The sequence below is a fragment of the Aliidongia dinghuensis genome (genome assembly GCF_014643535.1).
Classification (GTDB): domain Bacteria; phylum Pseudomonadota; class Alphaproteobacteria; order ATCC43930; family CGMCC-115725; genus Aliidongia; species Aliidongia dinghuensis.
On the sequence record NZ_BMJQ01000015.1, the window covers coordinates 1 to 25,276 of the forward strand.

Consider the following 25,276-nt stretch of genomic DNA (forward strand, 5'->3'; position numbering starts at 1 on the left):
GTCGGGATCGCGGTCTGGCTGTAGACGAGGCTGTAGAGCCGCGTATCGCCGGTGCTGGCGAAGGTCGCGGTGCCGAAGTTCGCGAGGCCGATCTGCCCGGTCAGGTCGAGCGTGCCGGCGCGGACCGCGAGCGTGCCGTCGGCCGTGGCCAGCACCGGGGTTGCCGACGCGGCGCCGCCGAAATCCACATACGGCGCCACGATCGACACGCGCGTGCCGCCGACGGAAGTCAGCCCCGCCGCCAGGGTCGGGATGGCCGTCGCGCCGGCCGGCAGCGCCACATATTCGGTCGCATCCGAGACGAAGGACCGGCCGAGGCCGATCGAGACGTTGCCGGCGAAGCCGACGGCGACCGCCACGTTCGTCGGACTTGACAGAGACGGGCCGAGCGAGGCGTCGGCCACGGCGACCGGATCGGCGCCGACCACCAGGCTCGCGATCCCCGAACCGTCGAGCCGGTCGACGGCGAACCGCTCGAAGCCGTACGGATTGCCCGCGATCGCCTGGCCGGGTCGGAGCCCGGCCGGCACGAAGGTGCCGGATTGCTGCAGGATGATCCCGCTGGCCCTGGGCGTCGCCGTCCCTTCCAGGTTCCTCTGGGTGTAAAGGGTTCCCATGTTCGCCGCGGACAGCGTCAAGGTGCCGCCACTCGCCTGCGCGGCACCGCCATGGGCGATGAGCGTGCCGTCATAGAGCAGGCCGCCGCCGCCACCGAGCGTGATCGAGCCCGCATTGCTCCAGACCGGCGTCGGTGCGTAAGCGTGTCCCTCGACCTCGCCGGGACTCCCGGCGAGGTCGAAGGTGCCGGCGGCGCCGGACACGTCGATCACCGAGCCGGCTTGGGCGATGACATAGCTCGAGCCATCGAGCACCGAGACGGACCCGCCCGCCAGCACCTTGCCGGTGCGCGGCACGATCTGCCCGGACGCGGTCCAGACGGGTGTCGCCGCAGGATCGAGCAAGGTCGTGCCCGAGGCGTCGAGCACGCTCGCGGCGCCGAGCCAGACCGAGCTCGTGGCCGGCGTGCTGTCGGCCGCGGCACCGGTCAAGGAGATGCTGCCGCCATGGGCGACGATCGTGCCGAGGTCGGTCAGCTGGTCATAGGAGGTGAGCGAGACGGCGGCCCCCGGATCGGCCAGGATGGCGGCGCCCTGACCGAGCAGGAGCGTTCCGGTCACGCCGGCATAGACGGGCGGGGAGATGGTGAAGTTGCCGCCGGCCCCGTTGGTTGTGCTCCAGCCCATGTATCCGGCGGCGGTCAACGAGAAATTGGCGGCCTGGCGATGATAGGGATCGAGCGACCCGACCGACACCAGCGAACCGTCGGGCCGCGCGCCGCCGGCGCCGTAGAGCTTGGTTCCGGTCGGTGCTGCCAGCAGCCCCGGGAGATTCGGGATGAGGTTCCGCTCGCTGACCGTGACGGTGGTGCCGGCCGTCACGGTCGCGTCATAGAGCGCCGTCAGGTTGTAGGCGCCGAAGCCCTGGCTCGAGAAGAAGCTCGCCGGCAGGACGAGCGCATAGGACGGGGCCGACGCCGGATCGCCGCCGATCTGGATGTCCAGCGTCTGCAGCGTCAGCGTGCCGCCGCCGGAAAAGCCGAAGCCGCGCAAGGCGCCACCGAGCGTAATCGTGCCGTGTGTCGGCTGGCTCTGCGGCAGAGGCGGGGTGCCGTAATTGCCGAAGCCGCCGCTGAAGACGTAGGTCTCGAGCGAGATGCTGCCGCCCTTGCCGACCGGGATGCCGTCCACCGCCTCGAGCACCCCGTTCGGCTGGACATAGCCGCCGCTCGACACATCGAGCACGCTGCCGGGCTTGAGATCGATCGCGCCGGTGACGTCGGAGGCCGGCAGCGAATCGACGCCCTGCGGCCCGTCCGAATTGCCCTGGGTGATGATCGAAATGCTGCCGCCGTTGATGGTCGCAGCGCCGGTCTGCTGGCTCAGGCCGAGGCCGGCATCGTTCACCCATTGCCCCGCCGCGCTGAGGGTGACGCCGGAGCCGACCGTGACGTCGCCGGGAAACAGCAGGTCAGGTGTGGCACCGGTGCTGCTTGTGCCAAGGATATAGCTCTTGCCGGTGATGCTGATCGTCCCGCCCGGTGCCGTCAGGTTGGCATTGACCTGCACGGCGCCGCCGGTGAGCGAGATCGAGCCGCCGGGCCGCACCTTGAGCGGGGCGTTGACCGCGAGATTGGTCGTGGCGTTGAAGCTCATCGCGGAGAACCCTGCCGCGTCGAGGATCGGCGCGGACAGGGTCGAGGTGTACAAAATGTTGCTCGGATCGCTCTGCGACAGGGCTTGATAGGCCGGCGTCAGGAGCGAGGTATCCGCGTTGAAACCGGGCGCAATGGCGTCGAGTTGCGTGCCTCGATCGGCGATGACGATGCTCTGTGTCGTGCTGGGTGCATTCCCCTGCACGGCAGCGAATGGATTGACGCCGCCCGCGAGTGAGGTATCGCCGACCGACAACGAGCCGCCCTTTGGCACATCGCCGCCTTGGACTTGATGCAGGCCGGCCTCGGATGACGCGAGAATCTCGCCGTCGAGGATCGTCGCTCCCGTTGTCTCAGCTGACGCGAAGACGTTGAGCGCGCCGCCACTGCCGCCTTGGATATAGTCCGGGACAGTAGTGGTGCCGCTCAGCAGCAGGTTGCCATAGGTCTCCTTGATGCCCCAATGCGCATGATCGACGGTGAACTGCCCGGCGATGCCGACGAAGGTATCGTTCGGATCGGCCTCGGCGATGTCGACCAGGTGGCCCGCGGCATCGACCAGGCGGGTCGTCGCGATGGCGCCGCCCAGATAATGGATATAGCCGCCCGTCAGATTCAGCACCGAGCCCGGCGCGGTGATGACCTCGCCGCCGGCCAGGTTCAGCGTCCCGCCATTGACCAGCATCTGGTCGATGGTGCGCGGCATCTCGTCGACATAGCCTTGCGCATTGATCAGCGGCGAGCCGACCCAGCGCTCGCCGTCCGCGCGCGTCCCGCTGATCGTGCTGTCGAGCACGACCTTCCTGGTGAACAGGAACCCGTTGCGCTGCAAGGGTGCATCGGCGAGGTCGTCGGCCGTCAGCGGCCCGATCGTGACCAGCGTGGCAGACACCGGCAATTGCACGTCCGGCAGACCGGAAACGTCGATCACCGCGCCGCGATCAACATAGACGCGGCCGACGACGTCCCCGTTGATGCTGACTGGCGACGAGACCGGCAATTGCGCCACCACGGATACACCGGCCCCCGGCGCCTCCACGAGCGAGCCATTCGTGAACGTGACCGCGCCGCCGATCAGCGAAATCGTCCCAGAATGGAATGAGGCGTTGGCCGCCTGGGTCGAGGTCGTCGTCTCGCCATCTTCGTCGGGCAGCACCGTCGTCACCGAACCGGGTGCCAGCACCAGCGGGCCGGTCCGAGCCGCGTATGTGATGCTGCCGCCAGTGCTCTCATCCACCGCGCTCAAGACGATGGCGCCGGGCCGCGCGATGCTGGTGGTGACCGCAATGACACCGGCCTGGGTCACGGTGGCACCCAGCATCGTGACGTTGCCGGTGGTGGCCTGGATCAGGCCGGTATTGGTCGCCGCGAAAACCGGGGTCTGGTCGGGCTGCCCAGGGCTATCAACAGCACCGAGGAGCACCGGGCTAAGCCAGGAGTTGCCTGAAACGCCGGTGGAAGCGACGAGTTGGACCCCCATGCCGGCGGCGAGAATGACCTGGCCGTCCGCCGCCTGGATCGTGCCGGCATTGGCAACGTTGGGCGCCGCGAACATCGCGTAGCCGAGGCTGCCCGCCTGGATCTGGGCGCCCGCATCGATGGTGATATTGCCGTAGCTCTGCACGTCCGAAAGCGACGCGCCGGCCACCGACACGCCGCCCGAGCCGAGAAACGGAGCCCCGTTGTTCCCGGGGCCGGTGATGCCGACGGTCAGAAACGCGTTGTTGCTCGCCTGCACGGCCGCGTCATAGGCGGCGCTGCCCGGCACCATCGACGCCAGGTTCACCGGCTCGCCCATGAACGGCAGCGAGGTGACCAGCAGCGTGTTCGTGTTGACCTGGCTGGACCCGCCGAAGATCACGCCGTTGCGGTTGAGGATGTAGACCGAGCCCTCGGCCTTGATTTGGCCCAGGATCTGGCTCGGCACGCCCGAGGGATCGACGATCCGGTTGAGCGCGATCCAGTTGTTGCCGGCCGAGGAATTACCGGCCGTCTGGTCGAAATGGACGGTCGTGTCCTTGCCGACGTTGAACTGAGCCCAGGTCAGGATCGCCTTCTGCGCGGTCTGCTTGACGGTGACGGTGGTCTGCCCGCCGCTCGTCGCCTGGGTCGGCAGGTTGGCATTCTGCCAGAGGCTCGGATCCGTCCCGACATTGGGCGCCACCTGCAGCCCGCCGGCGCCGAGCCCGTTCGGCACCGTGCTCGGCGCGCTCAAGGCCAGGTTGCGGGCAGCGCCCTGGGCCGCTTGCATGGCCTGGATCGCCTGGGTCGCGCGGGCGAGCGAGTTCATCGACTGCTGCGTCGCGGCCGCCGCCTGCTGCGCCGACATGACGGCGCCCGCCGCCGCGTTGGCCGCCGCCGAGGCGGCACCATCCGCCGCGAGAATGTTCCGCGCCTCCGCCGGGGCACCGGCGGCCAGCAGGGTCAGCGCGCTAACGCTCGCCAAAAGCGCCGTCTGGAAAGTGCGGCGAGGACGGAAGACACGCGAAGGCGAAAGAAAAACGGACATGCGGGCTCCTGCGAATGGCCTCGGCGGGCGTCTCATCGGACAATCAGGAATGAAGTATCGGGCAGCGCGGTCACGTCGGGGTCGAAACCGGTTTTGCTGGGAGCGACAGTGCCGAACACCAGAAACGGCACAAAAGGCGGCGAAGCCTTATGGGCGATCGGCCCAGCCACATTGATCCGCTGGCGTGGCGGAGCTCGCCCTCCAGCGATCTTGCTATGGGTCCTGCAACGCAGCTGACGGCAACCATCTCGTCCCCTCTCGTTAAGGTGACGGCATGGCGCGGCACGAGACTGACACGATCGGACAAAAAATTTCGAGCAGGCCGCCGGATGACGCCGGCACGCCCCTTCGGCGCACCGATCAGCTCAACAGAACGATGTCACCGGGAAGATTCGTCGTCCGCAGGCTGAAAGCAGCCTGCAATCTCGGCACGACCTCTTCGATCCGATCGATCCGGAAGTTCGCAAAGACCAGCCGATGCCCGAGCGCATCGTTCATCAGGATGATCCGCCCCCGCCGATAGCGATTGACCTCCGCAACGACATCGGCGAGGGGGGCATGACGGAAGATGAGCAGACCTTGCTGCCACGCCGTGACGACCGAAGCGTCGATCGCAACGACCTGGTCCAGACCTTCCGTGCTGTAGGAGACCTGTTGCAGCGGCTGGAGCGTGACGCTGCTCCCCCGGCGCTCGACCGTGACTTCCCCATCCTGGCACGTCACACAGGCCGACGCATCGAGATAGCGGATGTTGAAGGTCGCGCGGCGAGCGGTGACGCGTCCGTCGCCCGCCGTCACCACCAGCGGCCGTGGCAAGGACACCCCCGTCGCTATCGCCGCTTCGCCCGACACCAACTCGATATGGTCGGCACCAGGCATGGCAGAACCGAGGGAGAGGCTGGTACGGGTATTGAGCTGGACCGAGATACTATCGGCGAGGGCAATGCGTTTCTGCTCGCCCGTCCCCGTCCGATAGTCGCTGCTCAATTCCGCAACGGAAGACCACAGGCCGAGAGGCGGCCGCACGGCCAGGTACGCGACCGATGCCACGGAGGCAGCCGCCGCGCCGCCCAGAAAGGCCCGGCGATGCCATCGGTTCGTCCGGCCAAACGCCATGCCCGGAACCGCATCGCCGCGTTGGCTCATCGCCACTTCCGCGGCCGGCCGCATCACCTTCCAAAGCAGCTTGGCTTCGGAGAATGCCTCCCCATGCGCGGGACTCGTTGTCCGCCAGCGGTCGAACGCCGCCGCATCCGCCGCCGTGGCATCACCCGAGGTGAGGCGTGCCAGCCAGGCATAGGCCTCGCGCTTCAGCACTTCGGCCGTGGGCTCGGTACCGGTCATGTCGCGTCAGCCTTCATCGTGCGGGTCGTCATCGGAGGTCACTTGAAACGCGAGGCCTCTACTTTGATGACGGCTCGGCGGAGCGCGGACCGAACCTCCTGATCACTTTTCGGTCGAGCCGGCTACCGCAATGCTCCAGCGCCACCCGCAGTTCCCGTTCCACCATACGGGCGGAAATCCCAAATCTTTGTGCGATCACGCGATGCGGCAATTCCTGCACCCGTGCCAGAATGAAAATCTCGCGACGCCGAGGTGAAAGCTCATCCAACGCCCGCGCCAGTGCCGCAATTTCCGAACCGGCTTCGGCAATGCGTTCGGGATCGAGCTCGTCTTCTTCACATTGAATCAACCGCTCGACTTCGGAAAGGGTCAGTCGCCGATTTTCGGCGTCGCGACGATCGGCGGCGACATTGAGGGCTGTGCGCAGAAGATAGGCTTCGGGATTACGGATCGACCCGAGAGTGCCGGCGCGCTGAAGATGCAGCCAGGTTTCCTGCAAGGTTTCGGAGGCCAGATCGCTGGAGCCGAGCCGGCGCGAAAGGCGGTTTCTCAATCCCTCGTAACGCTCGATCAGCAGATCGCGCAGCGCCGCCCAACTCGTTTCGGTCATGGCGTCAGACTCGCGTTCCCGGCTGAAATGCAGTCGCCGGTCTGCTGCGGGGAGAGTGGCATGACGAGGATCGTGGCAGGTTGCGGCATGCCGGCAGGCGGCTCCCCGACGGTCAAACGACCAAGCAACCGCACAAGAGAGACGTCCCGTTTTCCATCGCCAGTGCCGCCAAGCAATGCCGATCGTTCGACGGCACCCGACGGACCGATCCAAAGCCGCACGGCCACCCGGTAATAGCCCGGCCTGGTATCGTCATAACGACAGAGGGCTTGCACGACGGCGAGTTGAAGCGCTGCGGAGTAGGGACCATAGCGATCATCCGGGAGATCATCCCCCACCGCAGGAGCCGCGGGCGGCGTGCTGGGAAACGTCGCCACGCGCGCGAGGGTGAGTGCAATGGCGCCCTTGTCCACAGGACGGACGGCAAGCCCCGTCGGCTCCAGCAAACGACGCAGGGCGGCTTCGGGGGCGTACTTGCCGGTGACGGCCGCAGAACGCTTGCCCGCGATCAGGGCGTCATCGGAGACGACCTCGATGCCGGTCGCAACACTAAAGGCATAAAGCGCATCGCCGAGGGATTCGGCCGGAATATCAAAGGATATGGGAACAGCCTGACCCGTTTCCGGGTTCGCCGATGCCGGCATGCCGACGCAGATAGCGACGCAAAAATACGCTGCCGCAAGCTCCCGGGGCCGCAAAGTCGCCGCTGAAATCATCGATCTTAGGATATGACCAAGGCGCATCGTGCTACTGCCGATCGGCCATCACCTGGAGCACCAACCGGGGACATTTGCTCGGCCCATGCAGGTTTCCGAGATGCTTAAGATAGTGAAGGCAAGGAAGCGAACATAGAAACGAAGTGTGACAGCTCTGCGTCCAGGCTCATGATGAATGTAGGTGGTTTAGAGCCAAATCGCGAACCGCGGCCGGTGGCGCAAGTAGTGTTGGTCCCGCTAGAGCGCCGTCGCATTGGCTGGAACCAGCCAGAGCGTGAGTCGCGCTCTCACTATTTGATTGGAGACGGATTCACCCCTCACACCGTCCGGCAGCCGGAAACGTCTGAACACTGCCGAGGAAGCCCCCCCAAATCTGGTGTTGGCGCATCGCGTCATTTCAGCGATTGAGCGAAATGGCCGCAGCCGAAGGGTACCGGGCCACCCGCGAAATCGGGAAGACACGAAAAAGCGCACCTTTAACCAAAGGCGCCTCGCGCTAAGAGATTTGTTTCGTTACAGCATCCGATGATCAAGCGAGGACGGCGCTGCTTTCGGCTGTAACGCGATCGGCCGTCGGTGAAATCAAGTCGCAAGGCCGCCGCCGGAGATTTCTGCGCCATCCAAAGCGCAGAAGGTCAAACCAAATGACATCGTTCGGCAGGTTCAGCGACGGTACGGACCGGCATCGGGTCCCAGCACGTTGTAGCGGTTCCGTACCGTCGGCGCCTGAACCCCAGCCTCCGTCGGACGGTCCGGCCAGTCGACCCGACCGTGTCGGCACAGCCTTGAAAGCGATTTTCCGAAGCTGCATCGACGGCCTCGCCACATACGGCGCGGCCCACCACAGCACTTCCGGAAGCGCCGAATCGGTGCAGGAGATGCTGTTGCGCGCCGAGGCGAAACCCGCCGAAGCCCCGGCAATTCGAATTCCGCCAGGGGCCAAGGGCGCAACAATAATCAGGTTCGACGCTCGATCATCCCCGACCTTGCGGCCGATGAACGCGCGCCCGCGAACCTCGCAAGGCGAGACAGCCCGGCTTCCGGCCCCGTCCCTGCCGCCAACCGCTCCGGCTGGCCGGCTCACAAGACTACGGTTGGTAGGCGCATTCATTCACGCGCGCCTACGCCGGCGGCCGCGCAACCGGCAGACGACGCTCGAATGGGAAGCCCTCGATGATCGAACCCTGAGGGATCTCGGCCTCTACCGGGTCGGCAGCGACCGCTTCGTCATAATCCGATACTACGATGATTGATGGCGCATCCTACTTGACGCGGTTGTAGGGGAACGAAATGCGTGTCCCCGCTCGCAACGGCATCCCGCAGGCTCACTGCCTTCAACTTCGAAATACGAGGCCCAGGCTGACACGGAAAGTGCCCCTAGCCGAGGTTGTTGCCGCAATTGGCGTCCCCAAACTACGAGGGCTTTCACGCTTGGATTGGATTTGGATCATGCACTGGCTTGATCCAACGCTCTACTGAACGGGGATTGAGTTCAGCGTGCCCGGAATCAGCCGGACGTTTTCGGGCACTGGAGCCGTCCCCGAAGTGATGAGTGGCAGAGCCGCGTCGTGCTGACCTTGGACAACTAGGTCAGCGTACGGTCATTCGACCTCCTGGCCTCGCCACCTTCCGCGCCCCCAAGACAAACCCCCAGCGCGCGGTCGGTAGCTTCCGCGACATCCAATGATCGACCCCTCGAATGCAACGAATGCTGCTCGTTTTCCGACATGGTCGAACCGACGGCAGCCAACTCCTTAGCTATCGTGGCTTCCAGCGGGGGCGCGCGCGGGGTCCCGATTGTTTCCCGGAGCGCATCGGCACAGCCGATCAGCTCGAACGCTGCGGGTGCGTCGTCCGTGAGCGCCGCGAGCATGCCGATATCTTCCAATAGAAACGCCAGCGCCCACCGATCGTCGTAGTTGCGATAGCTGCGAAGAGCGTCCGCGTAATGCTTCCGGGCGGATTCGTAATCACGCAGCCCACGCGCCGCGTTGCCCAGATTGTTATGGCAGAGTGCTACCATCCAGGCGTCGCCAACTTCCCGGCTGAAGCTCATTGACCGCTCAAACCAATCACGCGCTTCTTCAAATTGCTTCTGAAAGGCAGCGATCATTCCTAAATTGTTCATCGATATGGCGATCGCCCGGTGGTCGCCGAGTGCGGTCCTCAATTCCATCGCACGCTCATGGAATGCCCGCGATTCCTCGTAATCGCCTCGGTACTCGGCGATGATGCCGAGGTTGGACAGCAAGGCGCCCATGCTCACTTTATCCCCAAGCCGTTCGCGAATGCCCAGGCTCGACACATATTTTTCGACGGCCGTGTCATAGTCACCTCGCTGCGCTGCCACGGTGCCGAGGAGATGCTGAACCCTTCCGACACCGGCCAATTCCTTGGCAGCGTCGAATGAGATCGCGGCGCGCTCAAGTCGGGCAACGGCTTCTTCGAAGCGACCTTGCTTTCGTGCGACCTCCGCAAGCGCGGTTTCACACCATGCTGCCGCCACGGTGTTGCCGAGTCTTCCAGCCAAAACGAGAGCCTGGTTATCGACCTCCTCCGCTCGATGCCAATCGCCGATCAGCTCCAGCACGGAACCCAGCTTGAGCATGACCTCCACGCGCAAATTGTCCTCGAGCAGCGGGACCAGACGCTCGAAATAATCGATTGCCGCCGCATTCGCGTACGCGGCTTGCGCCGCAGCGCCGGCACGCCGAAGGTATTCTCGCTTCTTGGGAACGTTCTCCGTATGCCAATAATGGTGCGCCAGCAAGTCGAGCTGACGGTCGATCGCTTCAGGTCGCGTGCGCTCGATGTATCCGGCGGCACGCTCATGCAGTATCGACCGGAAGCCGAACGGCAGGCTCTCGTAGACGACCTCCTGCGTCATCGAGTGCTTGAAGACGTACGTCCGAGCGGCCTCGACATCCAGGTTCAGAAGGTTTGCTTCGAGCAGCGTCGCGAGTTGTTGTTCGACGTCTTCAAGTTCCCCCAGCTCCGGATAGACGCCAGGCAGCATGGCGGCGGGGAAAACTCGGCCAACGACGCTTGCCACCTTCAGTGCTCTACGGGGCACTTCGCCGACGGTGTCAATGCGACTGAGGATCAGGCTGTGCAGGCTATCGGGCAGTTCGAGCTTGTCCAACGCCGCGTCATCTTGCAGATCGATTCCTCGGCCGAGAATGAAGTTGATCAGTTCCTCGATGTAGAGGGGATTGCCCTGCGCACGGTCGGTGACGCGCTTCACGAGGTCGGCTGGCGGTCCGGAATCCGTTCCGACAATGCGGGAGACCGTCGAGCAAACGAACGCTGCGGCCTGATCCGCATCGAGTTCCCGTAGCGCAACTTCGGAAAAGTACGGCAACGACTCGATGCCAAGTCCCCCGCCTACACTGCCGGTCGGGCGGTACGCTAGAACAAAGAACACCCGAACGTCGTAACTTGCGCGCGCCAGCACCCCGAGCAGGTCTCTCGATAACGTGTCGATCCAGTGGCAATCCTCGAGCACGACGATCAAAGGCGTGTCGCGCGAACACGCGCGCAGGCATTCCAACAGGAGATTCTCGAGCGACGCCTTTCGCAGTTTGGCGTCGAAGCTCGCGGTAAGCTCATTGTCGCGAATCGGCAGGTCGAGAAGCCCGGAGAGCAGCGGCGAACGGGAGGCCAACGAAGGATCGATCGCGAAAAGGCGGCTCTCAAGCGAGCGTATCTGCTCGCGCGTGGGGCTGGCGACGTCAACGTCAAGAAGCGTCATCCAGACGCTGCGCCAAACGAAGTAGCTGATATTGGTGCCGTACGATTGGCACTCTCCCACCGCGACGCGCAGTCGACGCTCGTCCATCCTATGCACGAATTCGCGCAGTAGCCGCGACTTCCCCGCACCCGCTTCGGCAGAAATCCCGACCACCTGGCCACGTCCCTTGAGGCATTCATCGAATCGTGCCTCGAGAAAATCGAGTTCGTCGCGACGACCGACGAGCGGCAATTCGTGAACGGCGTGGGAGCGCGACACGGAACGTTTCGAACCGATCAGTGCAAAGATCGGCAGAGGGTCGGCTCGACCCTTGACGAGGATGGGGGCAAGCGATTTCCACGCAAACGCCTCGCCAGCAGCTGCACGGACTTGTTCGGAGGCATAGATCTCGCCGGGCGGCGCATGGGACATGAGCCGGGCGGCTGTGTTGACCGCGTCCCCGAGACATGTGAACGCCTGCCTCAGCTGATGCCCGTACATACCGCTGCGCAGTCGGCCATAGGTAAGGCCGATCTGGATGTCAGCCACCGCCGTCGTCGCGGACAGCTCCCGCAATTTCAGGGATGCCGCCGCGGCTCGCGCGGCATCATCCTCATGGGCAACCGGCGAACCGAACACCGCACAGAGGTAGGCACCCTTGTCGCCCAGGGAGAGATGAAGCAGGTTACCCCCGAACGACATGACAATGTGCTGCACAGCTCGAATAAAGGTGTCGAGCTTTGCTATTGCCTCCTCGTCGTTGTCGTAGTCGATGCCGCCGAATCGGACGAAGACGGGACAGGCGGGTCGCAGTTCCGCGATGAATTCACCTCGCCTTGCGCGCAGCCGCTCGTAGATTGCCGGCAGCAGCCACTGCCGGACGACCTCGTCGGGAAGCGTGACCAGCCCGGGCGGCTTCGATGACTGGCACACATCCACGCTCATCCGCCGCGCAACACCGAAAGTACTGCCGCTCGTGTGATCGGTCCGGACCTCGACAATCTCGACACGCCCAGCCAGAAGATCGAGCGTGGACTTGTCGAGTATGACTTCGCCCTTGCGAGCGTGATGCTCGGCCTCAGCGAGTGAATCGATCAAACGCCCAGCGAGAACGTCGATACGCTGCACGTCCGGGTCCCCGACGGCGAAGCGCCGCGCGTTTCCCGCCGCGACTGCGATCTTTATCGCCAGCGAAACCCGAGTACCGGATGGCGTGACGACTTCCTGCATGCCCCGCATCGTCTCCTGCATCGCGAGACCGCATGCGGTGGCGCGTGAACCGTCGTCGCCGTCGATCCAGCAGGTGATCGCATCGCCGCTGAAGTAAATGACCTCTCCGCCATACCGGTCGAGATCCGATATCACGGCGTGAAAAACGCCATTCAGGCTCGCGGTGATATGTTCGGCACCGCGTTGGGCGCCAAGCTCATTCGCCAGGGCTTCAGTGAGCGGCGTAAACCCTGAAATGTCGGCGAAGAGCGCCGCACCGTGAACGCGGTCCGGCATCTCGCGCCCGGCAGCAAGCGCACGCCGACGGTCTCCGGGAATGTACGCTTCGGGACTCTCTGCGGCGACCTGAATACCCGTAAGGTCGCTTGTCGGCGCCTTTTGCATGGGTTTCGCCCCGACTCGTCACGTGTTCGAGGCAAGCCCCCAAGGTGGGTCCTGCCCAAATGGGCGTGGGAGGGTAAGTTCCCGCACTCGCGACTGCGCCTCCATTCTGCGCCGATTTACAGACTGAGGTCACCCTGTTGGGCGCTTGGGCGACGGAAATCAACGTCGCCAATGAGGCGAACCGAGCCGCGCAAGGCGTTCAGCGCTCGCTCTGCTCATCGGCGGCGAGGCGCAGAAACTCCTTCGTCATCGCATGGACGCGAGCGAGATATGTCGCCGGATCGTGATCGCCGCAGCGTTCGCCCGGCGCCAGTCGAAATCCACGGTGCGCGAAGTCTGACGCGGGGCCTGCGCCGCAGAGATGGATGATGGCGGCGAGGTCCTGCTTCTGCTGCGAACTCGCGGACGGCATGCGCTCGCGTATGAGAATCGCCGAGGTGGCGCGGTCCAGAAATACGGCCGTGAGTTCGATCGCATGGCTGGGCACGACACGGGTATAGAGGCCGTTGAACCAGCACGAGCGCCAATCATTCCATGCGCCGCTCTCGACGACCGTGTGGCGGCGAATGCAATAGCGCCGCGCCTCGGCGAAGGCCGGGTCGGTCATCTGGTACAAGCCGACGGAGCTCGATGCGGGCTGGTATATCGCGAAAGGATTCGTGGTCAGTCGCCAGCGCCAATAGGTGCGAGCGACCGGATTGCCGGCGGCTTCGACCTGGGCCAGCGCCGCCAGCAGTTCGGGCGTGATGGCCGCAGTGGAATATTCACGGAAGAGCGGCGCGTACTGGCGCCAGGTCTCGGCAGGCATCTTGTTGAGCACGCCGCTCACCGGAAAAAACATTTCCGATGGCTTGCGTATCACCTGATAGACGAGATTCGTAGCCGAGAAGACGGCGAGGGCCACCAACCCGATGGCAATCATGCGCACCGCAGACGGCATGGCGTTCAGTATCCGCCAGGCTCGACGTGCGTCCCGGCGCCACCGTTGGAGCCGACGGCTGAAGGCGTTCCGGCTTCGACGGTTGCGCCCTTTACGGGATGGAACTCTGGACGCGGTCTTCGCCGAAGCTCTCGGCGCCGCCCGTGGTCGAGGTGTCGAGGTGCCCGCCATCCTTGACCAATAGCAGGAAAGCCAACGGTACCGTGTCGTGAATTTCTTGGGGTGCGGCGGCCTCGCGTTCACCGGCGTTGCCCTCGATTTCGCCGTCCAGATGAACCTCGTGCTCGGGCAGCGCGCCATCTATGGGCTCGAAGCGGCGAGCCGTGGCCGGCTCAATGCGCTCTACATGACGAGCATTTTCATCGGCGGCGCGGTCGGCTCGGCAGTGGCCAGCGAAATCCATGCCCTCGGCGGCTGGTTGGCCATCGCCGTCCTGGGCGCGACATTTCCCCTGATCCCGCTGATCTGGTTCGCGTTCCTTTCGCCGGGTGTGAATCGGCACCGAAGGGTAACTGCGGTAAGATTCCGGGCAAGCTCTTGATATACGGCACAAAACGCGTTGAAGTCCCAGGGGCGCAAGTGTCGTAATACTGATTTCGAAGAGAGACAGGATGCGTGCCCACCAAGTAGTCGCGGTTGCTCTGCCTCGCGAATGCGGCATCGCCGCCTGGTCCGATGATGCCGACTTGGCGGACGCTTTCGCGATTGAGCTTGATCCGGCCGATGCCGCGAAAGGCGTCGATCATCTTGCTCGATGCGTCATGGACGATCCGCCCCTTTGGCTTCGAACGCTTCTGCGTATGCGAGACACGTTTGTCGCAGTGTTTGGCATCAAGACCTCGGCTCAGCTCCGTCTCCGGGCGGCGGCCGAGGGGGCGGCTCATATCGATTTCTTTCGCGTCCATTCCCGATCCCAAAGCGAGGTGATCGTGGGCGAGGACGACCGGCATCTGGACTTCCGTGCTTCCATCATGATCCGCGATGGGCGGAATGGCCGCGCTGAACTCGTCGCGACAACTGTGGTCCACTGCCACAATGTATTGGGTCGCACCTACCTTGCCGTGATTGCGCCGTTTCACCGTTTCATTGTCCAGGCAAATCTGAGGCGGGCTTCGGAAAGCAAATGGAAATTGAGCGCTCCGACTATTGCTCCGCACGCGTGACGCATCAGCCTTGGTGGCGGTCTCGCAGGTCCGAGCCAAAAAGCGGTCGGTAAATCTGGTGTCCTGCCTTAGCTGTTTAGTCCCAGTGTGTGATTCCGGCGCAAGAAGTGGAGTTCGGTGATTGACGCTCCTTGGCAATGTCGCAGGTGACGACGGCTAGGCCGACTTCATCGAGGAGCGCTTCGTCATGGACACCATCACTGCCAACCGGCGCCTTGCGGATGCCGAGATGCTCGATATCGAGACCGTCACGGGGAGCCTCGTGCTTCCCTCCAACCAGAAATGGGCCATCCGCTTCAACACTGGCGGAACCGTAACGATCGTGCTCGGCATGAGAGATTACGGGCGCGGATGGTTTTCCGCCTTTTTTGCGAGCCTGGTGGCGGCGCGCCTCGGCATCCCGTTCGGGCGCATCCGCGTCTATTACAGCGCCAACCTCCCGGCCGTTCTGCGAACCCCGGTGCCGCCACCCGTCCGGTTCCGTCGCAGTAAGGTCGGCCCGGTCGCGGGGGCTGCCGCCGACATCATCGAACGGATGTGCGACCACGTGATCGGCAAAGGGCGTTCGGCCTTCGCCGCCATGGCCAGCATCGGCATCCGCGACATCGGCTTCGATCAGTCGACGGGCCGGTTCTTTGTCCTGGATAGAGAGCGGAGCGGCAACATCCTTGATGTGGCCCGGGCCGCTCCGCGCGGAGCGTCCAAATCGATCGAACTCCCGATGAAGTCTCAGGCAGGCGACAGGCGGTCGAACACGGAGACGATACCGTCGGCCGCGTGATTGGCCGCTCCGCGGGCGGGCCGCCCCTCGGTCAGACAGGCCCCGATCAGCTGAACCGACGGATTAATTCGAGGAGCTGATCACAGATTGGAACAAGGTTCCTCGTCGGCGTGGTCGCGACACCCAGCAGAAGCCCAGACTCGGCGCTGTCGGGCGACGCATACCAGGCCGAAAGCGGCGACGGAGACATGCCGAACGTCAACGCTTCGCGTGCCACGGCGACGTCCGGTGTTCCTTTCGGCAATTTCAGCAGCACGGCCAAACCGGAGGCAGCGAGATGATCAGCGCCGACGCGTGATTGAAGGCAATCCAGCAGCGCCTGTCGCTTGGCGGCATAGGCGCGCTTGGTGCGCCGGAGATGGCGCATATAGTGGCCCTCGCGCATGAACTCGGCGATCGCGAATTGCACCACAGGGCCCGGCGGCGGCGCGAGACACGCTGCCACCTCCGTGAACCGAGAGATCAGTTCGACCGGTGCCACCAGAAAGCCGAGCCGAACCGTCGGGCTGATCGTCTTGCTGAACGAGCCGATGTGAATGACGCGCCCATCCCGGTCGAGCGACGCGAGCGCTGGCGCGGCCCTGCCCACCAATTGCAGCTCGCTCAGATAGTCGTCTTCGATCACCCAGACCTGGTTCGCGGCTGCCCACTCGAGCAAACGAAGGCGCCGCTCAAGCGATAGGGTGGGACCAAGTGGCGCCTGCTGACCGGGCGTCACGAGGACGAGCTTGGCATCAGGATAATGGCGCAGCCCATGGTCGATATCGATCCCGTCGCCATCAACCGGGATCGGAGCGAGGGACAGGCGCGCGAGCTCGAGTCCCTTCCTGGACCAGGGGAAGCCCGGGTTCTCGACCCAGGCGGTATGTCCAGCCAGGCCAAGGACGCTGAGCGCCAGGCCGAGCCCTGCGCTGAACCCCCCGGTGACGATGACCTGAGATGGCGAGCAATTGATGCCGCGGGCGATGGCAAGATAGCCCGCGATTTCCCGCCTCAGCTCGAGCTCGCCGCGAGGGTCGGGATAGAAGGGAGGAGCGCTCGCCTCGGCACGGACTGCGTGCGCGCGAATGCGCGCGAATAAGCTTGCTGGAAAGGTTTCGGTCGCCGGGACACCCACTTTGAAGAACGCGGGTCTCCGCGTCATCTCCTGATAGGTCTCCATGAATGAGCCTGAATCCGGCGGCGGCTCGCTCCTTACGACGGTGCGAGGACGCTGTGCGACGCGCGTGCCAGTCGCCCGCGACGCCTCGATCAACTGGGCGGCGGCCAGCTTCTCATAAGCGATCCGCACGGTCCCGCGCGCGACACCGAGTTGGGCCGCGAGATCCTGCCATGAAGGCAAGCGCGCGCCGGGCTCCAGCACGCCGCCATCGATCGCCGCAGCCACCCCCGTTCTGATCTGCTCAGCCAAAGGTATCTTCGCGGTACGGTCGAGATTCAGGTTCAGCGGCTTTCTCATGGTCCAGTAGTACAGGATTTCTTCGCGTTCTTGGTGCTTTTTTCTGATCCAGAACAGGCCATCTTGGGGCTGGTAGGAAGGAGAAAGCCCACCATGACCAACGCCGTCATCGAATGTATCGTGAGCCGCAGCGCGGCCAAGTACTACGACCCTGCCGCCACCTTGAGCGACGACCAAATCCGCGAGCTGGTGCGAATCGGCACCACCGCGCCGACATCCTTTCACTTGCAGAACTGGCGCTTCATCGCCGTACGCACGCCGGAAGCCAAAGCTCGGCTGAGTCCGATCGCTTGGAATCAGCCCGCGATCACCGACGCAGCCGTCACCTTCATCGTCTGCGGCCAGCTGGTCGAGACCAGCGTGATACCACAGCGCCTGGCACCGCTGGTGGAAGCGGGCGTCATGCCGGCAGCGATGGTGCCGGAATGGGAAATCCCCGCACGCAATCTGTATATGGCGTACCCGCAGCGCCGGCGCGACGAGGCCGTGCGCACCGCCAGCTTCGGCGCGGCGGCGATGATCTATGCGGCCCGCTCCCTGGGCCTGGGTTCGACGCCGATGATCGGTTTCGATGCCGACGCAGTGCACCGCGAGTTCGGACTGGCCGAGGACGAAGTGCCGGTCCTGCTCTTGTCCATCGGGGCGGAGCGGCCGGGCAACTGGCCGCAGAAGCCGCGCCGCCCGGTGGCCGACGTGCTGGATCTCGTCTGATCCATATTTGTTTTCAAAACCAGTGACTTACGGAGATTATGATGCCAAGGACCACAGCTCTCAATCTGGAACAGGTGCCGGCCGAATCGCAACCGACTCTCGGTGCGTTCACCAAGAACATCGGGTTCACCCCAAATATGATGGCGACCTTCGCGCAGAGCCCGATCGCGTTCAACGCCTGGGCCACCCTGCTCGGCTCGTTGAGCAAGGCGCTCGACGTGAAGACGCGTGACAGCATCGGCCTCGCTGTCTCCGAAGTGAATGGCTGCAACTACTGCCTGACGGTTCACAGCTTTACGGCCGAGCATATGGCCAAGCTGCCCGCCGATGAAATCATTCTCGCTCGGAAGGGCCATGCCACCGACCGGAAGCGGGACGCCGCCGTCCAGTTTGCGCGCAAAGTCATCGAGACTCGAGGGCAGGTCAGCGACGCCGATCTGAAAGCCGTCCGCGATGCCGGCTACACGGATGCAAACGTGATGGAGATCGTCGCGCTGGTGGCCATGTACTCCCTGACGAACTTCTTCAATAACGTGTTCGATCCCGAGAAGGACTTTCCCGCCGTTACACCGGCCGGCTCGATCTGACCTCCATCAAATCTTTCCATCAGAGAAGCCCAAGCCATGTCTAAGCTTAAGACCGCCCTGTTGACCGCCATCGCGCTGGTTTCGGCCGCCGGCGTCGCCCATGCCCAGGCCGGGCTGAACGACCTCGAGATCGCGCACGCCGCCTACACGGCGGACACCATCGATATCGATTACGCCAAGATCGCGCTCGCCAAGACGAAGAACCCGGAGGTACGCCGCTTCGCCGAACTGATGATCCGCGACCACACGGCGGTGAACGAGGGGGCGGCCGCGCTTCTCGCCAAGCTGAAGGTTCAGCCTAAGGACAATGCGTTCAGCCAGTCGTTGATCTCAGGCGCCGCGGCCAAGAAAACCGAACTCAACGCCCTCGACGGCGTGGCGTTCGACCGCGCCTACGCCGCAAACGAGCTGGCCTACCACCAGGTCGTGAACAAAACCCTCAGCGAGACCTGGATCCCGACCGTCCAGAACGGAGAGGTCAAGGCCTTCCTGACTCAGGCGCTCGTCACTTTCCGCGTTCACGAAGAGCATGCCGGCCACATGGTCGGTGCGCTGAAGTAGCTTAACCTCGGCATCGGAGAGGCGTGATGCTCGACAGACGCCAATTCATGCTGGCGCTGGCGGTTGGGGCTTACGCCCCACCGCTTCGTGCCGAAACGGCCGCACGGCCGATCCACCGGGTTGAGATCAAAGGCTTCGCCTTCGAGCCAGCACGCATCGAAGTGCGCGCCGGCGACACCGTCGAATGGATCAATCGGGATTTCGCCCCGCATACGGCGACGGCGGACAATAACGGATGGGACACCGGCTTACTGAAGAAAGAGGCAACGGGTCGCCTGGTGACGACGCAGCCGGGCGTGCTCAGCTACCACTGCGCGTTCCATCCGCACATGGAAGGCGTGATTATCGTCGTGGCCTAGCGGTCGCGCCGGCGCGGGGTTCCCTCGCACTTCTAGGAAGAAGGAAGAAAGTGACGCTCGATCATCCAATTTTCGTGCGCTGGCCGGCGCAGTACCCCGATCGGCTCCAGCTCTTTTCCCTGCCGACGCCTAACGGAGTGAAGGTCGGCATCATGCTGGAGGAGACGGGCCTCACCTATGAGCCCCACCGGATCGACATCCTGGCGGATGAAAGCCACGACCCGGCCTTTCTGGCACTCAACCCCAACGGCAAGATTCCCGCAATCTACGACCCCGACGGGCCGAGCGGCCGGCCGCTGGCGTTGTTTGAATCGGGCGCGATCCTGATCTATCTCGCCGACAAGACGGGGCAGTTCCTCTCGACCGATCCCAACACGCGCTACGAAACGATCCAGTGGCTGATGTGGCAGATGGGCGGCGTCGGGCCGATGTTCGGCCAAGTCGGCTTCTTCAACAAATTCGCCGGCAAGGCCTATGAGGACAAGCGCCCGCGCGACCGCTACGCAACCGAGTCAGCGCGGCTGCTCGGTGTCCTCGACGAACGGCTCGCGGGCCGCGACTGGGTGATGGGCGCTGACTACAGCATCGCCGATATTTCGCTGCTCGGCTGGGTGCGCAACCTGATCGGCTTTTACGAAGCGCGCGAGCTCGTCGGCTTCGACCGCTTTCTTCATGTGCAGGCGTGGCTCGACCGCGGCCTCGCGCGTCCGGCGGTGCGGCGCGGGCTGGAAGTGACTGCGGGCTAGAGAGGGCCCGCGAAGAACGACGTTCACCCGATACCCAGCGGGGGAAAGCCCATGAAGATCCGAACCATCATCGCCGCCACCTGTGCCGCCCTCGCCTTCTCGATGGCCGGCTCGATGGCCGGCCCCGCCTCCGCCCATGACGGCGAAGCGGAAACCGTCACGAAGAACTTCGAGGCGGCCATTCCCAATATCTCTGGCAAATCGCTGATCGCCGTGGAGGTCGATTACGCGCCGGGCGCAGCCTCTCCGTCACACGCCCACGCGAAGTCGGCTTTCATCTACGCCTATGTGATCTCGGGTGCGATCGAGTCGAAGGTGAATGACGGCGAGACGCGCATCTATCGGGCAGGCGAGAGCTGGTCCGAATCACCGGGCGCGTTCCATTCGATCAGCCGCAATGCGAGCAAGACCGAGCCGGCGAAGCTGCTCGCCGTCTTCGTCCTCGACACCAATGACAAAGCGCTGACCACGCCCGCCAAATAAACCTTCAGACGCACGCGACAGCGCCAAGCATTGGACGCTTGCGCCGTGCTCGACCCGCGAGCGCCGCGGCGGACGGCGGTGAGTCTGCATTTCAGTCAGAGGCACATCCAGCTCAAGAAGAGACTGCAAATGACCAATCTTACAAACCTGACTCGTCTTCAAATCGCTGAACAGGGTGCTGGCTCTCTCAACTTCCTGGCTCTGCTTAGATGGGCTTTGGTCGCTATCTTTCTTTGGTTCGGCGGAATGAAGTTCACTGCATACGAAGCAGCCGGTATCGCTCCGTTTATCGAACACAGTCCGATCATGAGCTGGCTGCACACCCTATTCGGAATTCAAGGGGCAAGCTACGTTATTGGCGTGCTTGAGCTATCCACCGCTGCAGCTCTTATTCTTGGGGCCTTTCAGCCCATTTTTTCCGCATTGGGAGCGGCGATGTCCGCTGCGACCTATCTTATCACGCTCACCTTCTTCTTGAGCACGCCTGGCGTAGCAGAAGCGACGGCGGGCGGATTTCCGGCGATTTCGGCAGCACCGGGCCAGTTCCTTCTTAAGGACCTGGTTCTGTTGGCTGCATCGCTTTCCCTTCTCTTGGCATCTGTACAAGGCCCGTGGCTCAACGTTCAGAAATCATGAGACGGAAATCCTTGGTTTACCAATTGCATCTGCGACGCGGGCATCGGCTACTTCCATTCGTGAAGGGAGAGCCACGCCTCAAGCTTCGTCTGGCCCGAACTTCACGGTGCTGTGCACGAGCACCAGCCCTGGGGATTGCCGGGCCTCGAGCCGCCGGTGCGCGAGGTGCTCGCTGATCCGCTCATTCGGGCCGTCATGCGGAACGGCGGCGTGTCCCTCGCCGCGCTCGAATCGCTCGTCGACGACATCCGACGGCGTAGTCGCCACTGAGCGAAGGTGAACGCAATTACTGACAGGCATCTGATGGAGCCGCGGCATCTACGCTATTTCCTGGCTGTGGCGGAGGAGCTGAACTTCAGCCGTGCCGCTCAGCATCTGCACATCGCCCAGCCGCCTCTGAGCCAGCGGATCCGCCGGCTCGAGGACGAGCTCGGACTCCAGCCGTTCGAGCGCGGCACGGGCACCAAGATCTTCATGAGAGACCTCACTGTTGCGCCCAGATCGACTGCAGCAATGGTCTAGCAGGCCGTTGAACAACTCACGCGCGCCGTGCTGTGAGCGTGGCGTCGTCGCCGTTGTCAAAGGATAGCTCGAATTCGAGGGAGCTATCGTCCTGGAGTTCGGCGGAGGCCTCGCCGGAGACCCGCGTCAGCCGGGCATCGACGATCAGTCCGGAGCGGTTCTCCATCAACCCGTGGCCGATGTAGCGGAGCCTCGCCTCCATGCCCGGCCCCTTGCGGTAGAGCATGGCATCGGGATCGGTCGTGCTGCGATGCGTCTCGTTCGACCGCTTCTGGCCCTTGAAATCGGCTGCGGCGTTGCGGCCGCCTTCGCTCGGGGTGCCGCCCTCCGGCGGGTCCTTCGGCTTGAAGCTCTTCATCGACGCCCAGGCTTCGATCAGCGTGCCGTCCACCGAGAAGTGCTCGCTCGACAGGAGCCGCCTCATCCAGGGGCAAACATCAGGTCTTACACTTGAACAAAAGGTCGAACTCCAGCCGCTCCATCAGCTGGCGCTCGGAACGGATCGAATAGAACGCCTGCAGCAGCTTCTCCGGCGCGATCGACGGCCGGCCGGTGCCGGAATAGAGCGCCGTGAAATCCGCCGACAGCGCCCCCAGCGCCGCATCCGTCAGCACCCGGATCGCCCGCAGCGGATGGTCCGCCCGAACCCGCTGCTCCAGGTCGACATAGGAGAACAGCTCTCCAGACCGCCGATCCGATCCCCGCATCGCTTCCCCTCGACGAGCACCGCCCGTCGAGTGAATCATGGCCTAACTCGGTCGGCTACCGGTTTTTCAACGAGCTGCTAAAGGGCCGTTACCTGAGGGTTCGTTGCGTCTTCACGAAGAAGCCAACGCCAGCGGCGCCCATACTGGCGACTATGCCGGCAAGAACGAAGGCGGCATCGAAGCTGCCGCTATAGCGGATGATAAAGCCGGTGATCAGCGGCGCCAGGATGCCCGCGCAATTCGCGACGAAATGAACGAAGCCTGTGACAGCGCCCACATGCGGAGCGGGGATCAAGTCCAGCACGATCACGAAATACTGGCTTCCCGAAAGATACATGAAAAATACTGCGATCCCCATGATCGCGATCGCCGCCGCCGGGCTCGCAACCAGTCCAGCCAGGGCGACGCCGACCGCGGCGATCGCCAGGCTCGATACCAGAATGAGCTTGCGGGAAAACACTGGATCTCCAGTTCTACTTGCCAGCTTGTCCGAGAGGAGGCCGCCAGTCGCCAACCCTACGGAACCCAGCGCCCAGGGAATTGCGCTGACCAGGCTCATGTCCTGGATCGCCATGTGTTTGGCGGTCACCAAGTAGCTCGGAAACCAGGTGAGAAAGAAGAACAGAAGATAAGAATATCCGAAGAATGCGAAGGCGATCGAGATCATCGCGGATCGTCGGATGAGCCCGACGACAGCAGACGTCGAATGAGAGGAGATATTGGCTTCATCGACCGGCGCCATGGTTTTGCTTATCGGCGTGGTGGTAGAGTTCCACCTGGATGGGAAGCGATTGAAAATCGCCCAAGCGACGCTCCAGAGCAAGCCAAGCGCGGCTATTGCCACGAAGGCGACTTGCCAACTCGTCATCCCCGCTATGAACACGACGAGAGGGCCTGAAATCATCGCGCCGAGAGACGTTCCGGTCGCTCCGAGCGAGATCGCCGTCGCCTGCTGGTGCCGGGGGAACCACCGGCCGATGAGTTTCGTGCTCGTGGCCCCCAATCCACCTTCGCCCATACCGAATAAAACCCGGACCAGCAGGAGCGTCTCCAAGGTTCGGGCAACGGCCGTCAGTCCGCAAAACACCGACCAGACGACCACGCAAGCCAGCAACACCCATTGCGGTTTGAACTTATCGGCCGCCCAGCCGCCGACAAGGCAAAACGCGGCGTAGCCGACCGCGAAACTGCTGAAAACGATACCCAACTCGGCCGGGTCCAGCTTGAGGTCGCGCGCGATGAGAGGGGCCAAGACCGAGAGCGAGGCCCGGTCAAGGTAATTGAGGAGACCGGCCACGAACAAGAACGTCAGCATGAGCCATCGATCCCCTCTGGCGAGATCGAGCGGGCGGACTGAACATGTTTGTGCTTGCGCAGGTCGAGACAACAATGGCGCGTCCTCCACTACGGCGACCGGCGCGAGCGCGAGATGATATCGTTCGGGAAGTGGGAGCAGCAGGTCGATGGCGTTCGGATGTTAGGCCACAAGCACGCTCTCGACCATAGGCCGCCGCGATATCCACCGCGAGGCCAAGCCTTTGCGCCGTTGCCGTCGCGCCAAATGCCCAGGGGTATGACGCCCATCATGAGGTAGGCGCACAAACAAAGTGCGCCCGCCTCGTCGAACTCTAGGCGGCGCCTTCCTCGATCGCGTCGACGCGATCAGGATAGAAAGCGAGATGGTCTTTGATGGCGGAGACGCTGTCGTAGGGCTCCTCGTAGCTCCAGACCGCGTCGAGCGAACGCGTGCCACCCACCGGAATGCTGAAATAGGATGCCTCGCCCTTGTAGGGGCAATAGGTATGGCTCTCGGTTCGGCTGAGTGCCCCCATGTCCACGTCCTCGCGTGGCACATACTGCACCGCGGGATAGCTGGCCTCGCGCAAGGTGAGCGCATGCGTGGTGTCGGCGATGACCTTGCCGGCCAGCGTCACCACGACACGGTTGGGGTTGGGGGTGATCGAGATGGGATGATCAGGGCCGGGAATTTTGATCACGCGCTCGGGCATGATGGGTCCTCCTGCGTTGCGTCGGGTCAGAGCTTCGAACCGCCATCGACCCGCAGCGTGTCGCCAGAGACCCAGCGAGCCGCGTCGGAGGCGAGAAAGGCGATCGCGCCGGCAATGTCCTCCGGCTGGGCGACACGCTTCAGCGCCTGCATCGCCGTCGTCGCGTCGCGTCCTGCTTCGGTCTTGGCGAAGCTTGACATATCCGTCGCCACGACGCCGGGCGCCACGGCGTTGACACGGACGCCCCGGGGGCCCAGCACGGCCGCGAAGTGCTTCACCAGGGTATCTATGGCGCCCTTGGTGGCGGCATAAGCCGACAGTGTGCCAACCGCCGCATGCGCCGCCAGCGAAGAGATGAAGATCACGCTGGAATCCTCGCGCAAGATCGGCAGCAGCTGCTGCACCAGGAAGAACGGTGCGCGAACGTTTACGGCGAACAGGGCGTCGAAGTCCTCGACGGTGGTGTCCTCGATCGAGCTCATTTTGGCGATGCCGGCGTTGGCAACGAGAATGTCGAGCCGTTCGCCAACGATCGCTCGCACCTGGCGGGCCAGATTCGTCGGCCCCTCGGGCGAGGCCAGGTCGGCGCCGATAGCCTGAGCCCGGCCGCCGGCGGTGCGAATTTGCGTCACCACGGCCTCGGCCTCCGCAGCATTCTTGCCATAGTGGACGAGGACCTGGGCCCCGGCTTCGGCAAGGGCCAGGGCGGTCGCCCGACCGATGCCACGCGAGGCGCCGGTGACGAGGGCGGTCTTTCCGTTGCAATTGCTCATGGTCGTGCTCCTTGCGGCGCGAGAGGCTGAAGGTGTCGAGCCGGTCGCGCCCCTAAAGGTTCGAAGAAAAGCTTTTCTGGCGGGCCGGATGATCTCATCCGGCC

At 63.8% G+C, this 25,276-nt stretch carries 22 protein-coding genes and 1 pseudogene; 12 read left to right on the plus strand and 11 right to left on the minus strand.

The window, feature by feature from the left end:
* The 4 genes from IEY58_RS24890 to IEY58_RS24905 form a co-directional block, all read right to left on the minus strand.
* Positions 1-4,721 (minus strand): beta strand repeat-containing protein (locus tag IEY58_RS24890; protein WP_189050838.1); only part of this gene is annotated, 4,721 nt, incomplete at its 3' end.
* Positions 4,722-5,081: 360 nt separating this feature from the next.
* Entirely contained in the window at positions 5,082-6,065 is a 984-nt protein-coding gene (locus IEY58_RS24895) for a FecR family protein (protein WP_189050840.1), read from the minus strand.
* Positions 6,066-6,123: 58 nt separating this feature from the next.
* Positions 6,124-6,675 (minus strand): RNA polymerase sigma factor, encoded by a 552-nt coding sequence (locus IEY58_RS24900; RefSeq protein WP_189050842.1) that lies wholly within the window; start codon positions 6,673-6,675, stop codon positions 6,124-6,126.
* Positions 6,672-7,418 carry an STN domain-containing protein gene (locus IEY58_RS24905; protein ID WP_189050844.1) on the minus strand — a complete coding sequence of 249 codons (747 nt, stop codon included), beginning with the start codon at positions 7,416-7,418 and terminating at the stop codon, positions 6,672-6,674. Before IEY58_RS24905 ends, IEY58_RS24900 begins: the two co-directional genes overlap by 4 nt.
* A gap of 758 nt (positions 7,419-8,176) precedes the next feature.
* Here IEY58_RS24905 and IEY58_RS24910 point away from each other — a divergent pair.
* Positions 8,177-8,644 (plus strand): hypothetical protein, encoded by a 468-nt coding sequence (locus IEY58_RS24910; protein WP_189050845.1) that lies wholly within the window; start codon positions 8,177-8,179, stop codon positions 8,642-8,644.
* Between the two features lie 332 nt (positions 8,645-8,976).
* On the opposite strand, the gene IEY58_RS24915 is transcribed toward IEY58_RS24910, so the two are convergent.
* Together IEY58_RS24915 and IEY58_RS24920 are read right to left on the minus strand one after the other, a co-directional pair.
* On the minus strand, positions 8,977-12,735 hold the full coding sequence (locus IEY58_RS24915; RefSeq protein ID WP_189050847.1) for a tetratricopeptide repeat protein: 3,759 nt from the start codon (positions 12,733-12,735) through the stop codon (positions 8,977-8,979).
* A gap of 199 nt (positions 12,736-12,934) precedes the next feature.
* A complete protein-coding gene (locus tag IEY58_RS24920) occupies positions 12,935-13,675 on the minus strand; it encodes a lytic transglycosylase domain-containing protein (protein WP_189050849.1) in 741 nt (246 codons plus the stop codon).
* Between the two features lie 208 nt (positions 13,676-13,883).
* Between IEY58_RS24920 and IEY58_RS24925 the strand changes: the two genes are divergently transcribed.
* From IEY58_RS24925 to IEY58_RS24935, 3 genes are all read left to right on the plus strand, one after another.
* On the plus strand, positions 13,884-14,216 hold the full coding sequence (locus IEY58_RS24925) for an MFS transporter (protein ID WP_189050851.1): 333 nt from the start codon (positions 13,884-13,886) through the stop codon (positions 14,214-14,216).
* A gap of 70 nt (positions 14,217-14,286) precedes the next feature.
* Positions 14,287-14,838 carry a DUF2867 domain-containing protein gene (locus IEY58_RS24930; RefSeq protein ID WP_189050853.1) on the plus strand — a complete coding sequence of 184 codons (552 nt, stop codon included), beginning with the start codon at positions 14,287-14,289 and terminating at the stop codon, positions 14,836-14,838.
* A 187-nt stretch (positions 14,839-15,025) separates the two neighbouring features.
* On the plus strand, positions 15,026-15,619 hold the full coding sequence (locus IEY58_RS24935) for a hypothetical protein (RefSeq protein WP_189050855.1): 594 nt from the start codon (positions 15,026-15,028) through the stop codon (positions 15,617-15,619).
* A 46-nt stretch (positions 15,620-15,665) separates the two neighbouring features.
* Here IEY58_RS24935 and pdxR read toward each other — a convergent pair whose 3' ends face one another.
* On the minus strand, positions 15,666-17,078 hold the full coding sequence (gene pdxR / locus IEY58_RS24940; protein ID WP_189050857.1) for a MocR-like pyridoxine biosynthesis transcription factor PdxR: 1,413 nt from the start codon (positions 17,076-17,078) through the stop codon (positions 15,666-15,668).
* A gap of 93 nt (positions 17,079-17,171) precedes the next feature.
* On the opposite strand from pdxR, the gene IEY58_RS24945 reads away from it, so the two are divergent.
* The 8 genes from IEY58_RS24945 (at position 17,172) to IEY58_RS34900 (ending at position 21,683) form a co-directional block, all read left to right on the plus strand.
* Positions 17,172-17,789, plus strand: coding sequence for a nitroreductase family protein (locus IEY58_RS24945; RefSeq protein ID WP_189050859.1), 618 nt, complete (start codon positions 17,172-17,174; stop codon positions 17,787-17,789).
* A gap of 38 nt (positions 17,790-17,827) precedes the next feature.
* A complete protein-coding gene (locus IEY58_RS24950; protein ID WP_229743936.1) occupies positions 17,828-18,376 on the plus strand; it encodes a carboxymuconolactone decarboxylase family protein in 549 nt (182 codons plus the stop codon).
* Between the two features lie 60 nt (positions 18,377-18,436).
* Positions 18,437-18,937 (plus strand): DUF4142 domain-containing protein, encoded by a 501-nt coding sequence (locus tag IEY58_RS24955; RefSeq protein ID WP_229743937.1) that lies wholly within the window; start codon positions 18,437-18,439, stop codon positions 18,935-18,937.
* A 26-nt stretch (positions 18,938-18,963) separates the two neighbouring features.
* Positions 18,964-19,296 (plus strand): cupredoxin domain-containing protein, encoded by a 333-nt coding sequence (locus tag IEY58_RS24960; protein ID WP_189050861.1) that lies wholly within the window; start codon positions 18,964-18,966, stop codon positions 19,294-19,296.
* Positions 19,297-19,346: 50 nt separating this feature from the next.
* Complete coding sequence (locus IEY58_RS24965) at positions 19,347-20,042, plus strand: glutathione S-transferase N-terminal domain-containing protein (protein ID WP_189050863.1); 696 nt, start codon at positions 19,347-19,349, stop codon at positions 20,040-20,042.
* A 51-nt stretch (positions 20,043-20,093) separates the two neighbouring features.
* Positions 20,094-20,525 (plus strand): cupin domain-containing protein, encoded by a 432-nt coding sequence (locus IEY58_RS24970; RefSeq protein WP_189050865.1) that lies wholly within the window; start codon positions 20,094-20,096, stop codon positions 20,523-20,525.
* A 129-nt stretch (positions 20,526-20,654) separates the two neighbouring features.
* Positions 20,655-21,161: a YkgB family protein gene (locus IEY58_RS24975; RefSeq protein WP_189050867.1), complete on the plus strand. Its 507-nt coding sequence runs from the start codon at positions 20,655-20,657 to the stop codon at positions 21,159-21,161.
* Positions 21,162-21,437: 276 nt separating this feature from the next.
* Complete coding sequence (locus IEY58_RS34900) at positions 21,438-21,683, plus strand: LysR family transcriptional regulator (protein ID WP_456057531.1); 246 nt, start codon at positions 21,438-21,440, stop codon at positions 21,681-21,683.
* Between the two features lie 106 nt (positions 21,684-21,789).
* Here IEY58_RS34900 and IEY58_RS24985 read toward each other — a convergent pair.
* The 4 genes and pseudogenes from IEY58_RS24985 to IEY58_RS25000 form a co-directional block, all read right to left on the minus strand.
* A pseudogene (locus IEY58_RS24985) lies at positions 21,790-22,390 on the minus strand (transposase); the annotation flags it as partial.
* Between the two features lie 88 nt (positions 22,391-22,478).
* Positions 22,479-23,705: an MFS transporter gene (locus IEY58_RS24990; protein WP_189050869.1), complete on the minus strand. Its 1,227-nt coding sequence runs from the start codon at positions 23,703-23,705 to the stop codon at positions 22,479-22,481.
* A 313-nt stretch (positions 23,706-24,018) separates the two neighbouring features.
* Positions 24,019-24,399 carry a DUF427 domain-containing protein gene (locus IEY58_RS24995; RefSeq protein WP_189050871.1) on the minus strand — a complete coding sequence of 127 codons (381 nt, stop codon included), beginning with the start codon at positions 24,397-24,399 and terminating at the stop codon, positions 24,019-24,021.
* Between the two features lie 26 nt (positions 24,400-24,425).
* Entirely contained in the window at positions 24,426-25,172 is a 747-nt protein-coding gene (locus IEY58_RS25000; protein WP_189050873.1) for an SDR family NAD(P)-dependent oxidoreductase, read from the minus strand.
* Between the last annotated feature and the right edge of the window lie 104 nt (positions 25,173-25,276).